Source organism: Gallalistipes aquisgranensis, from assembly GCF_014982715.1.
GTDB classification, from domain to species: domain Bacteria; phylum Bacteroidota; class Bacteroidia; order Bacteroidales; family Rikenellaceae; genus Gallalistipes; species Gallalistipes aquisgranensis.
The window spans coordinates 222,048-237,181 of the sequence record NZ_JADCJY010000002.1 but is presented as its reverse complement, the minus strand read 5'-3'; the positions used below and the strand labels follow the sequence as shown (position 1 = coordinate 237,181).

14 protein-coding genes are annotated in these 15,134 nt (G+C 56.4%); 12 read left to right on the top strand and 2 right to left on the bottom strand.

Going from position 1 to position 15,134, the window contains the following annotated elements:
* Positions 1 to 39: 39 nt before the first annotated feature.
* From INF32_RS10325 to topA, 7 genes are all read left to right on the top strand, one after another.
* Positions 40 to 1,008 carry an ROK family protein gene (locus INF32_RS10325; protein ID WP_226388322.1) on the top strand — a complete coding sequence of 323 codons (969 nt, stop codon included), beginning with the start codon at positions 40 to 42 and terminating at the stop codon, positions 1,006 to 1,008.
* 45 nt (positions 1,009 to 1,053) lie between these two features.
* A complete protein-coding gene (locus INF32_RS10320; protein ID WP_226388321.1) occupies positions 1,054 to 2,139 on the top strand; it encodes a hypothetical protein in 1,086 nt (361 codons plus the stop codon).
* 58 nt (positions 2,140 to 2,197) lie between these two features.
* Positions 2,198 to 2,911, top strand: a complete 714-nt coding sequence (gene truB / locus INF32_RS10315) for a tRNA pseudouridine(55) synthase TruB (protein ID WP_226388320.1) — start codon at positions 2,198 to 2,200, stop codon at positions 2,909 to 2,911.
* Positions 2,912 to 2,964: 53 nt separating this feature from the next.
* Positions 2,965 to 4,014 (top strand): tRNA preQ1(34) S-adenosylmethionine ribosyltransferase-isomerase QueA, encoded by a 1,050-nt coding sequence (queA, locus tag INF32_RS10310; RefSeq protein ID WP_226388319.1) that lies wholly within the window; start codon positions 2,965 to 2,967, stop codon positions 4,012 to 4,014.
* A 102-nt stretch (positions 4,015 to 4,116) separates the two neighbouring features.
* Positions 4,117 to 4,926, top strand: a complete 810-nt coding sequence (locus INF32_RS10305; protein WP_226388318.1) for a glycogen/starch synthase — start codon at positions 4,117 to 4,119, stop codon at positions 4,924 to 4,926.
* Positions 4,910 to 6,343 (top strand): DUF4270 family protein, encoded by a 1,434-nt coding sequence (locus tag INF32_RS10300; protein ID WP_226388317.1) that lies wholly within the window; start codon positions 4,910 to 4,912, stop codon positions 6,341 to 6,343. Before INF32_RS10305 ends, INF32_RS10300 begins: the two co-directional genes overlap by 17 nt.
* Before the next feature lie 58 nt (positions 6,344 to 6,401).
* Positions 6,402 to 8,702, top strand: a complete 2,301-nt coding sequence (gene topA / locus INF32_RS10295; protein ID WP_226388316.1) for a type I DNA topoisomerase — start codon at positions 6,402 to 6,404, stop codon at positions 8,700 to 8,702.
* Positions 8,703 to 8,810: 108 nt separating this feature from the next.
* Here topA and meaB read toward each other — a convergent pair whose 3' ends face one another.
* Both meaB and INF32_RS10285 read right to left on the bottom strand, forming a co-directional pair.
* A complete protein-coding gene (gene meaB / locus INF32_RS10290) occupies positions 8,811 to 9,938 on the bottom strand; it encodes a methylmalonyl Co-A mutase-associated GTPase MeaB (protein ID WP_226388315.1) in 1,128 nt (375 codons plus the stop codon).
* A 7-nt stretch (positions 9,939 to 9,945) separates the two neighbouring features.
* A complete protein-coding gene (locus INF32_RS10285; protein WP_226388314.1) occupies positions 9,946 to 10,404 on the bottom strand; it encodes a TlpA family protein disulfide reductase in 459 nt (152 codons plus the stop codon).
* A 107-nt stretch (positions 10,405 to 10,511) separates the two neighbouring features.
* On the opposite strand from INF32_RS10285, the gene INF32_RS10280 reads away from it, so the two are divergent.
* From INF32_RS10280 to INF32_RS10260, 5 genes are all read left to right on the top strand, one after another.
* A complete protein-coding gene (locus INF32_RS10280) occupies positions 10,512 to 11,624 on the top strand; it encodes a glycosyltransferase family 4 protein (RefSeq protein ID WP_226388313.1) in 1,113 nt (370 codons plus the stop codon).
* A gap of 164 nt (positions 11,625 to 11,788) precedes the next feature.
* On the top strand, positions 11,789 to 12,202 hold the full coding sequence (gene mce / locus INF32_RS10275; RefSeq protein WP_226388312.1) for a methylmalonyl-CoA epimerase: 414 nt from the start codon (positions 11,789 to 11,791) through the stop codon (positions 12,200 to 12,202).
* 12 nt (positions 12,203 to 12,214) lie between these two features.
* On the top strand, positions 12,215 to 13,777 hold the full coding sequence (locus INF32_RS10270) for an acyl-CoA carboxylase subunit beta (protein ID WP_226388311.1): 1,563 nt from the start codon (positions 12,215 to 12,217) through the stop codon (positions 13,775 to 13,777).
* A 3-nt stretch (positions 13,778 to 13,780) separates the two neighbouring features.
* Positions 13,781 to 14,680, top strand: a complete 900-nt coding sequence (locus tag INF32_RS10265; RefSeq protein ID WP_226388310.1) for an OadG family transporter subunit — start codon at positions 13,781 to 13,783, stop codon at positions 14,678 to 14,680.
* An 11-nt stretch (positions 14,681 to 14,691) separates the two neighbouring features.
* Entirely contained in the window at positions 14,692 to 15,132 is a 441-nt protein-coding gene (locus tag INF32_RS10260) for a biotin/lipoyl-containing protein (RefSeq protein ID WP_226388309.1), read from the top strand.
* The last annotated feature ends 2 nt before the right edge of the window (positions 15,133 to 15,134 follow it).

Here is a 15,134-nt window from a genome sequence, read left to right as displayed (position 1 = left end):
AAATTAAAATTATTTAAAAACTCAACAACCTGAAACGGAATGAAAAAACTGGCAATCGGCGTCGATATCGGCGGCACGAATACGGCGTTCGGACTGGTGGACGACCAGGGAAACATGTATGGTGAGTCGGTCATCTCCACCCGCCAATATCCCGATTTCGATCAATACATCGAAGAGCTTTATATCGGCATCCAGTCGCTGCTCAAACAGCTGGACATCGAACATGAACTGATCGGCGTGGGTATCGGTGCCCCGAACGCCAACTACTACCGGGGTACGATCGAAAATGCGGCCAATCTGGTCTGGAAGGGGGTCGTGCCCGTGGTGGAAAAACTGCAGCGTTTTTTCCCGTCGGTTCCTGTAATCATGACCAATGACGCCAAGGCTGCGGCTGTGGGGGAAATGGTTTACGGCGGAGCGAAGGGGATGAAGGATTTCATCGTCATCACGCTGGGGACCGGGCTCGGCAGCGGATTCGTGGCCAACGGGCAGATCATCTACGGGCACGACAGTTTTGCCGGCGAGTTGGGCCACGTGATCGTCAACCATACGGGCCGCGTGTGCGGTTGCGGCCGGAAAGGGTGTCTGGAAACCTACGTTTCGGCTACCGGTATCAAACGGACGGTTTTCAAACTGCTGGCCGACCATACGGAGAACAGCGAGTTCCGCGACGTCAGCTTCAACGACCTGACGGCCGAAATGATTACCAAGGCGGCTTTGGCGGGCGACCCTCTGGCTATCGAAGCATTCGAATATACGGGAATGTTGCTGGGGAGGGCGCTGGCCAATGCCGTGACCATCACCAGTCCGGAGGCGATCTTCCTTTTCGGCGGTCTGGCCAAGGCTGGCAAGTATCTTTTCGAACCCACCAAGAAGTATATGGAAATGCACATGTTGGCCAATTTTCGCAACAAGGTGAAACTGCTTCCCTCGGGGATCGACGGAAAAAATGCCGCCATTCTGGGGGCTTCGGCTTTGATCTGGCAGCGTCTCAGAGAGAACCGGTAGGATGTGATAAGTATGTGAAAAATTGCGGACCTAAAAATAAATACGATGAAACGAGTGTTGTGGAGAGGAGCGGAATCGGTTTTGCTGCTGTCGGTGATAGCGGGATTCCTGTCCTGTGTCTCTGCGGATAAAAAGACGGCACTTGCCGTGCCTGTCCCGGACACGGTGCGGCTGTTGGACGTGCTGTGCGATTGCCGGATTCTGCAGGAGGAGATTTTCGTACCGGATCGCTTTCAGCCCGTTTCGGAGACGGGAGCGGCCGGAGCCAATCTGAAATACGAGCGGGGAGAACGTGATCGCTGGTATATTGAGGAGCAGCGTATCGCGGGGGACCGGATTGAGGCAGGGATCGTGCATCGGATGTTGGATGGCGACGATAAGGGGTTGATCGATCGGGCGGTCAGGGAGTTGGACTGGGCTTTCTCCCGTCAGGGCGAAGACGGGGGCTTTCCCGGATGTGCCGATCCGTTCCACAGCACCGAGATATTCGCCGGGTCCGTAGCGCGCGGATTGCTGTTGATCCGGCAATCGGAACTTCCCGAGTATCAGTATATAGTAGATAGGTATCTTGACCGGTTGCACAAGACCGGGTATTGGCTGGTCGATTCCGATATCGCCAGGGAAGGGAAAAAGACCAATCAGCCTTATACGCATCGTAAGCATATCATCAGCGAGGCGTTGGGGACTATTGCCTGGCTGACCGGAGACGAATATCTGTCGGACGCCGCACTGGCCTATTCCCGCGAAGGACTGGATCTGATGACGCCCGACGGGCTGAGTCCCGAGCTGGGCGGGCTGGATGCCAGTTACATGGATGCGGGAGCCATGATGGCCATGCGCTACCGTCTGGTCTGTCCTGACAGGGAGACGCGTGACAGGATCGCTTACATGGCAGGCCGGACCCTCGATTACGTGAGCGGGCGCGTGGACTCGGAAGGAAATGTCGATACGCGGGGCGATACCCGGGTGGGCGGTACGCATGTTCACCGGGACGGAAGTCCCAAGCGTTTCAATTACAGCGAGGGTATTACGGCTTTTTGCCTGGGATATTATACGATCGGCAAGCCGGCGTATCTCGATGTAGCCCGTAATATCGCCAAGTCGGGAGTCCATCGCGTTTATATGAAATGACGGAGGGCGTTTCTTTTCGTCTGCCTTGGGGCGCGGTATGATTGACAGTTGAAATATTGTGGAAAAGATTTTATCGAAAGAACTCGATTTTCCGGAAGGGGCGGTGATCCCCGTCGATAAACCGCTCGGATGGACTTCAGCCGATGTGGTGCGCAAGGTAAAGGTGCTCCTGAAGCATCTTGGGTACAGGAAAATCAAGATCGGACATGCGGGAACGCTGGACCCGCTCGCTTCGGGCGTGCTGATCCTGTGTGTCGGAAAGGCGACCAAACAGGCCGAGGCGTTGCAGGCCGAGGCGAAGGAGTATGTGGCTGAATTCACGCTGGGGGCCACTACCCCCAGTTTCGATATGGAACATCCGGTGGACCGGACTTATCCGTGGGAACATATTACCCGGGAGATGACCGAAGAGGCTCTCCGGGCTCTGTGCGGAGAGAGGTTGCAGACCCCTCCCGTCTATTCCGCCAAGATGATCGAAGGGAAGCGGGCCTACGAATATGCCCGGGCCGGCCGGGAGGTCGCCATGCGGCGTGCGCTCATCACAGTCTATTCGATGGAGATCCTGCGTTGGGCGCCCCCTGCGGTCGAAGTGCGGATCGCATGCAGCAAGGGGACTTATATCCGGTCCATCGCACAGGAATTGGGCGAAAAACTCGGAAGCGGGGCCTATCTTTCCGCTTTGTGCCGTACGCGCAGCGGGAATTTTCGGGTGGAGGAGTGTTACGCGCTGGAGGAGATCGAAAAAATTCTGGGTTCCGCGAAACAAAATTAGATTTTTCGCGTATATATTTTGTTATGCGCATGTAAAATCGAATTTCGAACGCTATGAAGCTATCCCAGTACAACTACCCCTTTTCGCCGGATATGCTGGCCAAGTATCCGACCGAGAACCGCGACGAGTCCCGCCTGATGATCGTGCACCGGGACACGGGGGAGATCGAACACCGGATTTTTAAGGATGTGATCGACTATTTCGATGAGAACGACGTCTTTATTTTCAATAATACCAAGGTTTTTCCTGCCCGTCTGTACGGCAACAAGGAGAAGACCGGCGCCGAAATCGAGATTTTCCTGCTCCGTGAGCTGAACCGCGACCTGCGCCTGTGGGACGTGCTGGTGGATCCCGCCCGGAAGATTCGGATCGGGAACAAGCTCTATTTCGGGGACGACGACCTGCTGGTGGCCGAGGTGATCGACAATACGACGTCGAGGGGTCGTACGCTGCGCTTCCTGTTCGACGGCAGTTATGAAGAGTTCAAGGCCACGCTCTACAAGATGGGTGAGACGCCGCTGCCCAAATGGGTGAGGGAAAAGGTGGAACCGATCGACGACGAACGATACCAGACCATTTTCGCCAAACACGAGGGGGCCGTGGCGGCCCCGACGGCCGGTCTCCATTTCAGCAAGCATCTGCTCAAACGGATGGAGATCAAGGGAATTCAGACGGCCGAAATCACCCTGCACGTGGGGCTCGGCAATTTCCGTACGGTGGATGTCGAAGATCTGACCAAGCATAAGATGGACTCCGAGCAGATTTTCATTCCCGAGGATGCGGCGCAGACCGTCAATCATGCCAAGGAGAAGGGACGCCGGGTTTGTGCCGTGGGGACCACGGTGATGCGGACGATCGAAAGTTCCGTTTCGACCGAAGGATTCCTCAAGCCTTACGAAGGCTGGACCAACAAGTTCATCTTTTGTCCCTACGAATTCAGCGTGGCCGATTCGATGATCAGTAATTTCCATCTGCCCTACTCCACTCAGCTGATGATGGTGGCCGCCTTCGGCGGCTACGACACGGTGATGAATGCCTACAAGGTGGCCAAAGAGGAGAAATACCGCTTCGGAACCTACGGGGATGCCATGTTGATAATCTGACGGTTGACGGTTGCGGAACGGGTGTCCCGGCAGGAGTTGTCGGAATGGTAATTTTTTAGTACCTTTGTGCATGGAAAGTCGCCGAATTAACAGAAATCATCGATGAGCAGTACCAGAATCCTTTACGTCTGCCAGGAGATCACCCCCTATCTTCCGGAGACCGAAATGTCCTCGCTGTGCCGGACACTGTCGCAGGCCATGCAGGAACGGGGTTACGAGATCCGGACGTTCATGCCGCGGTACGGCTGTATCAACGAACGCCGCAACCAGTTGCACGAGGTGATCCGCCTTTCGGGGATGAACCTGATCATCGACGACAACGACCACCAGCTCATCATCAAGGTGGCTTCGATTCCGGCCGCGCGGGTCCAGATCTATTTCATCGACAACGACGACTACTTCAGCCGCAAGGCCGTGCTGACCGATGCCGACGGGACGTGGTTCCCGGACAACGACGAAAGGGCTATTTTCTTTGCGCGCGGTGTGCTCGAGACCGTGAAGAAGTTGCGCTGGCAGCCCGATGTGGTCCATTGCCACGGGTGGTTTTCGGCGATCGTGCCCCTCTACCTGCGGGGCGCTTTCGTGGACGACCCCCTGTTCCGCGACGCGAAGATCGTCGTTTCGCTCTACGACGACGGATTCGGGGGACAGCTCGACGAGAATTTTGGAACCAAGATACAAAACGAAGGTGTCCAGAGTGATAAACTGGAATTAATCGCGCAGCCTTCATACCAAAACCTGATGAAGTTCGTTATTGATTACGCAGACGGTGTTGTCATCGAAGCGCACAATCCCGATCCCGCGGTTATGGAATATCTCGGCAAAACGGGAAAGCCCGTGCTTCCGTATCAGGACAAATCGACGGCACAATACCTTGATAATTATCAGAAATTTTATGAAGAATTGTTTTGATGCGATGAGGCGGACAACGAGATATCTGTGCGTAACGGCGATACTGTCTGTTTCGCTGTCGGCGTGTACCTCCGTGGACGATTCGCTGGGGCTGAATTTCCTGCCGGACAGTTTCCGTCCCGCCTTTGCCGTGGATACCGTTTACAGCATAGACGCCTATCTGACCCAGACCAATAAGATCCCCTCCAACAATCTGGGGGTTACCTTTCTGGGCAACACTCTGTCCGACACGTACGGCAAGACTACGGCCAGCGCCCTCATGCAGTATGTGCCCGGGGCCTTCACCGATACGGAAAACCGGTTCGGACCGAGCCCGAAGGCCGATTCGATTCAGCTCAATCTCTATGTGGGCAGTTATTCGGGCGATTCGTCCAAGACGCTGACATACAATATCTACGAGGTGAACAAACCGATTGCGATGGATTCCACCTATTACGTCGATTTTCCGGCGGAAGAGGTGATCGACCAGGAGCCCCTGTTTACCTTTACGCACAAGGCCGGTGAACATTTCCTGATTACGCTCAAGGCGGAAGAGAGCGGCGAGAAAGGCCGGGCTTTCATGCAGCGGCTGGCCGATGCTCCCGCTTCGGTCTATGAAGCGGATACCGCTTTCCTCAGCATGTTCAACGGACTTTATATCGCACCGGCCCCTGCCGATACGGAGACGGATGCGGCCCTTTCGAGTATCACGCTCGAAGAGTCCTACATGACGCTGTATACCCATTTCCGGGATACGGAGACCGACAAGGACAGCACCGTTTCGCTCAGTTACTATTTCGACGACGGAACCTACTCGTACAACACGTCCATCTCCCGGATTCTGCACGATTATGCCGGAACCGAGATCGAAACTCTGCTGAACGATACGCTGCCTTCGGATAATCCGGTCTCCACGGCTTACGTGCAGACGTTGGCCGGTGTGACGACCTATCTGCGTTTTTCCGAGCGATTGAAATCCGAGATCGAAGCACTGCGCGACAAACACGGCGAGGAGTACCGGAATGCGAGCATGGTGATCAACCAGGCCCGCCTGATCGTCGAGATGGATGAGCCTCAGCCGCCGCTGACCTGGGCCGAGTCGATGGACAAGGCTCCTTCACGCCTGGGCATGTTCTTCAACTATTCCGATCTGGACCCGATCCCGGATTACTATTACCAGTACGAACAGCAGCAGGGCGGTACGCTCGCCTACGACGGATACCTGAACCGTAGTAATTACTACTATCTGATGGACATCACCAACTATATCCAGAAGATGGTGATCGGCTGGCAACCGGGCCACACGGCCCAACAGGAGACGGTTTATCTCACGCCGGACGTCTCCCTGACCTACACTTTCGGGCAAGTGGCTCTGCGGAGTCCCGCTACGGGAGAGGGAAGGATGAAATTGATACTGACATACACTTTAATGAAATAAGTTAAAGGCGAACCTAAAGACTTCTTTAGGTTTTCGCTTTTTATGCAATAAGGGATTTATGACGGAAAATTTAGTGATCGTTGAGTCGCCGGCCAAAGCCAAGACCATCGAAAAGTTTCTCGGTAAGGAATATACGGTTAAGTCCAGTTTCGGGCATATCCGCGATCTGGCCAAGAAGGATCTGGGAATCGACATTCCGCACGGTTTCGCTCCGACCTACGAAATTTCGGACGACAAGAAAAAGGTGGTGGCCGAGCTTTCCAAACTGGCCAAAAGCGCCAAACGGGTGTGGCTCGCCTCCGATGAAGACCGCGAAGGGGAGGCTATTGCCTGGCATCTGACGCAGGTGTTGGGGCTGCCGGTGGAGGAGACCCGCCGGATCGTATTCCACGAGATCACCAAACCGGCCATTCTGGCTGCCATCGAAAAGCCCCGTACCGTGAACATGAATCTGGTCAACGCCCAGCAGGCCCGCCGGATTCTCGACCGGCTCGTCGGGTTCGAACTTTCGCCCGTGTTATGGAAAAAGGTAAAGCCTTCCCTGTCGGCCGGGCGTGTGCAGAGCGTGGCCGTGCGTCTGCTGGTGGAGCGCGAACGGGAGATCATAGGTTTCGTACCGACTCCTTATTTCAGGGTGGTGGCCCAGTTTTACGTCACTTCCGATCCGGACAAGACGCTGTTCCGTGCCGAGCTGAACCGGCGTTTCGATACGCTGGAAGAGGCCCGGGCTTTTCTCGAAAAATGCGACGGAGCCTCGTTTTCCGTGGTGAAAAGCGAGCAGAAACCGGCCGTGAAATCGCCGGCCCCTCCCTTCACCACCTCGACCCTCCAGCAGGAGGCCGCCCGCAAGTTGGGTATGTCGGTTTCCCAAACCATGTCCGTGGCACAGAAACTCTACGAGCAGGGTTCGATTACCTACATGCGTACCGACTCGGTGAATCTGGCCGCCCAGGCCATCGCCGCCTCGAAGGAGGAGATCACCAAACTGTTCGGCGAAAAATATTCCGAACCCCGTAATTTCAAGACCAAAACCAAAGGTGCGCAGGAGGCTCACGAGGCGATTCGCCCCACTTATATCAATAAAACCGAGATCGACGGGTCGCCCGCTGAAAAAAGGCTCTATGAACTGATCTGGAAACGGACGGTCGCTTCGCAGATGGCCGCTGCCCGGATCGACCGGACGACGGTGACGATCGACGTCAGCGGTGCGAAAGAGTTGTTCGTGGCTACGGGCGAGGTGATCCGTTTCGACGGTTTCCTGAGGCTCTACTCCGAAGGGGTGGACGACGAAGGGGAACAGTCGGCCGAGGGCGTGCTTCCGCGTATGGCCGTGGGCGATGCCCTGACGGATGTGAATGTCACCGCGACGCAGCGTTTCACCCAGTCGCCTCCGAGATACAGCGAGGCCTCCCTCGTCAAGCGTCTGGAGGAGTTGGGGATCGGCCGGCCTTCGACTTATGCCCCGACCATTACGACGATCATCAATCGCGGTTATGTGGTCAAACAGAACCGCGAGGGTGTCAAGCGCGAGTATCTTCAGTTGAAACTGGAAAAGGGAAAGATCACCGAGAAGACGGGTACCGAAAATGTCGGCCGGGAGAAGGGGCGTCTGGCTCCTACCGATATAGGCATGCTGGTGAACGATTATCTGGAGGCGCAGTTCAAGGCGATTCTGGATTATAATTTCACGGCCAGCGTGGAGAAGGAGTTCGACGAGATCGCCGAGGGCAAGAAGGGATGGCAGGAGATGATCCGTTCGTTCTACGACTCGTTCCATGCCACGGTCGAGGAGGCGATGGGGGCCGTTCCCCAGCATACGCACCCGGTGCGCGTGCTGGGCGTCGATCCCGCGACAGGCAAGGAGGTGTCGGCCCGTATCGGCCGTTATGGTCCGATGGTGCAGATCGGCGGAAACGAGGAGGGTGAAAAACCCCGGTATGCCAGCCTGAAAAAGGGTCAGTTGATTGCGTCCATCACGCTCGAGGAGGCGCTCGAACTCTTCTCTCTGCCCCGAGTGGCGGGTCAGATCGACGGAAAGGACGTGGTGATCGGTATCGGCAAGTTCGGTCCCTATGTCCGTTACGACGGTAAATTTACTTCGCTGGCCAGGACGGACGATCCTTATACTATTACGCTGGAGAGGGCCGTACAGCTGATCGAGGAGAAGAAGAACAAGGACGCTTCGGCGAAGACCCCGATCCGGACCTTCTCCGAGGAGCCCGATCTGCAGGTGCTCAACGGCCGTTACGGACCGTATATCGCCTACAAGGGAAAGAACTACCGGATTCCCAAAGGTGCGGTTCCGGCCGAGCTGTCGCTCGAGGAGTGCCGCCGGATCATCGAGACATCCAAAAAGTAGCCTCATCCTGCGGGCGGGGCAGGGAGCCCGGCTGTCCGCAGACAGGAAATGTGAATAAAGGGTGCTCTCAGGAGAGCACCCTTTTTCATACCCGGATGGAGGGTCTTCTTATTCCGTTTTGGAAAAGTATGCCGTCAGCAGCTCTTTGGCTGCGATGAAGGAACTTATCCGGTCCTCCAACACTTTTTGTTCGTAACCCGGCAGGGCCTTCTCCACGGCGGGATTGCGGTAAAAGTGTTCCTTCAGCGCTTCGTTGATCGTTTCGTACATCCAGTATTTGCTTTGCCGCTGGCGGTTCCGGTGGAAGTATCCGTTGTTTTTGGTGAAGGAGAGGAACTCTTCCACGCCTTCCCATACCTCCCTCAGTCCCGATTTATCCACTGCCGAGCAGGTGTAGACTTTGGGACGCCACTCGGATTCGGGGGTCGGAAAGAGCATCAGCGCATTGATGAAGTGTGTGCGTGCGATCTGCGCCTTGGCGACATTTTCGCCGTCGGCCTTGGTGATGGCCACCAGATCGGCCATCTCCATGATGCCCCGTTTGATGCCCTGCAATTCGTCGCCCGCTCCGGAAATCTGGAGCAGCATGAAGAGGTCCACCATCGAATGGACGGCCGTCTCGGATTGTCCCACGCCTACCGTCTCGATGAAGATCACGTCGAAACCGGCCGCTTCGCACAGGACGATCGTCTCGCGCGTCTTGCGGGCCACGCCGCCCAGCGATCCGGCCGACGGGGAGGGCCGGATGAAGACGTCCGGATTCGAGGATATGCTCTCCATGCGGGTTTTGTCGCCCAGGATCGATCCTCCGCTCCGCTCCGAACTGGGGTCGATGGCCAGTACCGCCAGTTTGTGCCCGTCTGCCGTGACCATGCCGCCGACCGCCTCGATGAAGGTCGATTTGCCGGCACCGGGTACACCCGTAATGCCGATGCGCACCGAACGTCCGCTGTGGGGCAGGCAGCGTTCGATGATCTCCTGCGCTTGGGTGTAGTGGGCCGGATTGTGACTTTCTATAAGCGTGATGGCCTGTGAGAGGATCGTGATATTGGATGCGAGGATGCCTTCGACATACTCGTCCGTGGTGAGCGTGTGGCGTTTTACCCGCCGGAAATGAGGATTCACCACCGGAGGCTGTTCCACGCCCGAATTGACGTTGAGGGCGCTGTCGAAATGCTCCTTGTGGTGATTTTCGTAGTGGTCTATGTGGTCGTCCGGAAAGTTGTGCTTGGGCATGGTCGTGTTACAGGTTTTGGTTGATGATCTCTTCGGTGAGGTGGGCGGAGTTGCCGAACCAGCGGGTGCGTCCTTTCGCGTCGATCAGCACGCTGAACGGAAGATAGCGTACCCCATAGGCGGAGAAGGTTTTGCCCGCGTCGTCCAGTCCCGCATAGAACAGATTGCTGCGGTCGGCCAGCGCCGGGGCCACCTTGTCGCGGGACTCGCGGGTGACGACGATGACATGGAGCTTTCCGTCGTACTTTTTGGCCAGGGCGTTCAGGTTGGGAATCCGGTCGGTGGAGGGCTTGCTGGCCGAATGGAAAAATTCCACCAGCCGGGGCATGTCTCCCTCGGCCGGGGCCTTGGACAGCCACTCCCCGATTCTGAGTTCCGGGGCGCGTTCCCCCACGATAAGTTTCTGGGCGCTAACCGTCTGGAGCAATGCCAGTGCGGCGAACGCAAACAAGGCGATCTGTTTCATGGGCCGCTCATTTTCTGCGAAGATAACAAATTATTCCGTTTCGGGCCGTATATCCGGGCTAAAGTTGTAACTTTACCCACCGTCGAAATCGTAAAACTTTCTGACCTATGCGTATAGGGTTCGATGCCAAGCGTGTCTTTTTCAACCGCAGCGGATTGGGAGCGTACAGCCGCGACAGTGTGGAACTGCTCAGCCGTTATTGTCCCGGCCACGAGTATCTGCTTTTTTCTCCGAAAGAGGGTAATCCCGTCGGATTCGCTGTGCCCGAGGGCGTGCGGACGCTCTATCCCGAAGGCGTGTCCCGGCGTTTTTCCTCCCTGTGGAGGAGTTATGCCATGAGTGGCAGCCTGCGTCGGGCAGGGTTGGACATTTATCACGGATTGAGCAACGAGCTGCCTGCCGACATCCGCCGATCGGGGGTGCGGAGCGTGGTGACGATCCACGATCTGATATTCGTGCGTTATCCCCGGCTTTACAGGCCGGCCGATCGTTGGCTGTACACCCGGAAGTATGCCGGAAGCTGCCGGAATGCCGACCGGATTATCGCCATCAGCGGCCAGACCCGGAATGACCTGGTGGAATTCTGGGGAGTCCCTTCCGAGAAAATAGACGTGGTCTACCAGGGCTGCAATCCGATTTTTTATGACCGGGCGGACGACGGGGAGCGTCGGCGCGTGCGGATGAAATACGGGCTGCCCGGACACTATCTGTTGAGTGTGGGTACCGTGGAGGAGCGCAAGAACCTGTTGCTTGCCGTGCGTGCGATCGCCGAAAACGGATTGGATACGGAACTCGTGGTGTGCGGGCGGCGGACACCCTATGCCGACCGGGTCGAAAGTTATGCCGCCGGCCACGGGCTTGCGGACCGGATTCATTTTCTGACCGGGGTCGAGACGTCCGATCTGCCTGCCCTTTACCAGATGGCGGATGCACTGGTCTACGCTTCGTTGTTCGAAGGGTTCGGCATCCCGATTCTCGAAGGGCTCAATTCGGGGATTCCGGTCATTACGACCCGGGGGGGCGTCTTTGTCGAGACGGGCGGCGATGCCTGCCTCTATGTCGATCCGGCCAGTACGGAAGAGATGGCGGATGCGATCGGGCGGGCGTTGGGCGACACTGCCCTGCGTGCGGAACTGGCCGAAAGGGGATATCGTCATGCGGCCCGTTTCCGGCAGGAGCATATCGTTGCCAGTCTGATGCGGGTTTACCAGAGTTTGTGATCGGGGGAAATCGGTCGGAAAATCCGTAAAAAAGACGAAAAAAATATGATGAAAATATTTATTAATCCGGATATTCCCTCTATCTTTGTAAGAGGCTTCCGTGTAAAGGGGAAGATGCTGAAAAACAATAAATTATATTTACATTATAAAAAATTTCAAAAATCATGAAAGTTTCACACATCGAACACATCGGGATTGCCGTCAAGAGTCTCGATGAAGCCATTCCGTACTGGGAAAACGTATTGGGCCTGAAGTGCTATAACATCGAGGAGGTCGCCGACCAGAAGGTGAAGACCGCGTTTTTCAAGGTGGGGCAGACCAAGATCGAATTGCTGGAATCGACTTCGGAAGACGGTACGATCGCCAAGTTCATCGAAAAGAAGGGGGCCGGTGTGCATCATGTGGCTTTCGCCGTGGAGGGTGTCGAGGATGCGCTGGCTGATGCCGAGAGCAAGGGCGTGCAGCTGATCGACAAGGCTCCGCGCAAGGGCGCCGAGGGGCTGAGCATCGCTTTCCTGCACCCGAAATCGACTTTCGGCGTGCTGACCGAACTGTGCGAGGATAAGAACAAGAAATAATCTGACGGGATTATGAGCAGCAATCAGGGTAAAATCGAGGAGTTGATCCGCCTGCGCGAACAGGCCAAACTGGGCGGAGGACAGAAACGGATCGACTCGCAGCATAAGAAAGGTAAATATACGGCCCGCGAGCGGATCGAAATGCTGCTGGACGAAGGCAGTTTCGAGGAGTTCGACATGTTCGTCACGCACCGTTGCCACAATTTCGGGCTGGAGAACGAGACCTATTACGGCGACGGCGTGGTGACCGGATACGGCACCGTGGACGGTCGGCTGGTCTATGTTTTCGCCCAGGATTTCACGGTCTTCGGCGGTTCGCTTTCCGAAACCTTTGCGGCCAAGATATGTAAGGTGATGGATATGGCCATGAAGGCCGGTGCTCCGCTGATCGGCATCAACGACTCCGGCGGTGCCCGTATCCAGGAGGGTGTGAACAGCCTGAGCGGCTATACGGAGATTTTCCAGCGCAACATTCTGGCTTCGGGCGTGATTCCGCAGATTTCGGCTATTTTCGGCCCTTGTGCGGGTGGTGCCGTCTATTCGCCGGCGCTGACCGATTTCATCATCATGAGCAAGGGTACGAGCTATATGTTCGTGACCGGGCCGAAGGTGGTGAAGACGGTGACGGGCGAGGAGGTAAGCCAGGAGCAGCTGGGCGGCGCTTCGATCCATGCAGCCAAAAGCGGTGTGGCCCATTTCGTGGCCGACACGGAGGAAGACGGTATGGGGCTGATTCGTAAACTGCTGAGCTATCTGCCCCAGAATAATCTGGAAGATGCCCCGCTGACCGTCTGCACCGATGATATCGACCGTCTGGAGGATGCGCTCAACGAGATCATTCCCGACAATCCGAACAAACCGTACGACGTGCTGGAAGTGATCCGCGCCGTCGTGGACAACGGGGAATTCCTCGAGAGTCAGAGCCTGTTCGCTCCCAATATCGTGACGGGTTTCGCCCGTTTCAACGGACAGAGCGTGGGAATTATCGCCAACCAGCCGAAGTATTTGGCCGGTGTGCTCGATATCAACGCTTCGCGCAAGGCCGCCCGCTTCGTGCGTTTCTGCGATGCGTTCAATATTCCGATCGTGACGCTGGTGGACGTACCGGGCTTCCTGCCGGGAACGGCCCAGGAATACGGCGGTATCATTATCCACGGGGCCAAACTGCTTTTCGCTTACGGCGAGGCGACGGTGCCCAAGGTGACGGTGATCCTGCGCAAGGCCTACGGAGGTGCCTACTGTGTGATGAGTTCCAAACATCTGCGGGGCGACATCAACTATGCATGGCCGCAGGCCGAAATCGCCGTAATGGGTCCGGCCGGAGCGATCGAGGTGCTCTCTTCGAAGGAGATCGCCGCCATCGAAGATCCGGAGGAGAAGGCCAAGTTCATGGCCGAGAAGGAGTCGGAGTACCGGCGCAAGTTCGCCAATCCGTACGTGGCTGCCAAATACGGTTATATCGACGACGTGATCGAGCCGCGCAATACCCGGTTCCGGATCATCCGCGCCCTGCAGTCGCTGGCCACCAAGAAGCTGGTCAATCCGGCCAAGAAACACTCTAATATTCCGTTGTAGGCTATGAGGAGACTGTTCGCATTAGGATTGATGCTGATGCTGGGTGCGGGCGTTTCGGCGCAGGGCATCAAGGACATCAGGATCAACGAGGTCATGGTCCGCAACGTAGACAACTATGAGGACGACTACGGAAAACGGATCGGCTGGATCGAGCTCTTCAATACCGGGTATTCGAAGGTCAACCTCGCCGGGGCCCACCTTTCGGTGAAACTGGGCGACAACCGGTACACCTACCGGATTCCTTCGGGCGATCCGCGTACGGTGGTCGCTCCCCGGGATTACGTTGTCTTTTTCTGCGACGGAACCGACACCAAGGGAACGTTCCATACCAATTTCACGCTGGACCAGACGGGTTATCTGGCCCTGTTGGATGCCAGCGGAAAGGGGAAACCGATTGATGAAATCCGTTACGAGGTTTCCGAACAGGAGCCTGACGTTTCGATCGGCGTGCTGGAAACGGACGAAGGTCCCGTATTCGGGAAACTGCCCCGGACGACGCCGGGAGCTACGAATGACGTGATCGACGAGGTGCCTAAACATGAGAAGTTCCGTCGGATGGACCCTTCGGGAATCATTATGGCCATTACGGCCATGAGCGTGGTGTTTTCGGCGCTGCTGATCCTCTATATCCTGTTCAGCCTGCTGGGCAAGACCATGAAGAAGGTGACGCAGAAGAACCAGAATGCTGCCGGCAAGGTTTCCGAACCGTTGTTGAACAAGGTGAAAGGCAATACGTTCAGCGGCGAAGCGGAAATAGCCGCCATAGCGATGGCTCTTCACATGTATCGCAGCGAGATGCACGACAAGGAGTCTACCGTACTGACCATCAACCGGGTGGCCCGGGCATACTCTCCGTGGAGTTCCAAGATCTACGGGTTACGTCAAATTCCCAATAAAAAATAAGCAGAAACAGTATGAAAACGTATAAATTCAAGATAAACGGAAACGACTACACCGTGGCGGTGAACAGCGTTGACGACAACGAGGCCAACGTGACGGTGAACGGGGTCGATTACACGGTGGAAGTGGAGGGCGTGGCCGCCAAGACCAAAACCCCGAAACTGGTGCAGAGTCCCGTCGTTCCTTCGACCGATGCGCATCCCGCCGTGGCTAAAACCGCCAAACCGCAGGCCGCCGGAGCCGGGACGCCGGTGAAGAGTCCGCTGCCGGGAGTGGTGCTGAATCTTGCCGTCAAGGTGGGTGACCACGTGTCGGTCGGCCAGCGTCTGCTGATCCTCGAGGCCATGAAGATGGAGAACAACATCGACTCCGACGTGGAAGGTATTGTGAAATCTGTCAGCGTCAACCAGGGCGATTCGGTGCTCGAAGGCGACGTGCTGATGACAATCGGTTAGGC

Coding starts and splice junctions, on each gene's coding strand:
- mce (WP_226388312.1), top strand. CDS start 11,789: ATGAAAGTTTCACACATCGAACACATCGGGATTGCCGTCAAGAGTCTC.
- INF32_RS10305 (WP_226388318.1), top strand. CDS start 4,117: ATGAGCAGTACCAGAATCCTTTACGTCTGCCAGGAGATCACCCCCTAT.
- topA (WP_226388316.1), top strand. CDS start 6,402: ATGACGGAAAATTTAGTGATCGTTGAGTCGCCGGCCAAAGCCAAGACC.
- INF32_RS10270 (WP_226388311.1), top strand. CDS start 12,215: ATGAGCAGCAATCAGGGTAAAATCGAGGAGTTGATCCGCCTGCGCGAA.
- INF32_RS10285 (WP_226388314.1), bottom strand. CDS start 10,404: ATGAAACAGATCGCCTTGTTTGCGTTCGCCGCACTGGCATTGCTCCAG.
- meaB (WP_226388315.1), bottom strand. CDS start 9,938: ATGCCCAAGCACAACTTTCCGGACGACCACATAGACCACTACGAAAAT.
- INF32_RS10260 (WP_226388309.1), top strand. CDS start 14,692: ATGAAAACGTATAAATTCAAGATAAACGGAAACGACTACACCGTGGCG.
- INF32_RS10300 (WP_226388317.1), top strand. CDS start 4,910: ATGAAGAATTGTTTTGATGCGATGAGGCGGACAACGAGATATCTGTGC.
- INF32_RS10325 (WP_226388322.1), top strand. CDS start 40: ATGAAAAAACTGGCAATCGGCGTCGATATCGGCGGCACGAATACGGCG.
- queA (WP_226388319.1), top strand. CDS start 2,965: ATGAAGCTATCCCAGTACAACTACCCCTTTTCGCCGGATATGCTGGCC.
- INF32_RS10265 (WP_226388310.1), top strand. CDS start 13,781: ATGAGGAGACTGTTCGCATTAGGATTGATGCTGATGCTGGGTGCGGGC.
- INF32_RS10320 (WP_226388321.1), top strand. CDS start 1,054: ATGAAACGAGTGTTGTGGAGAGGAGCGGAATCGGTTTTGCTGCTGTCG.
- INF32_RS10280 (WP_226388313.1), top strand. CDS start 10,512: ATGCGTATAGGGTTCGATGCCAAGCGTGTCTTTTTCAACCGCAGCGGA.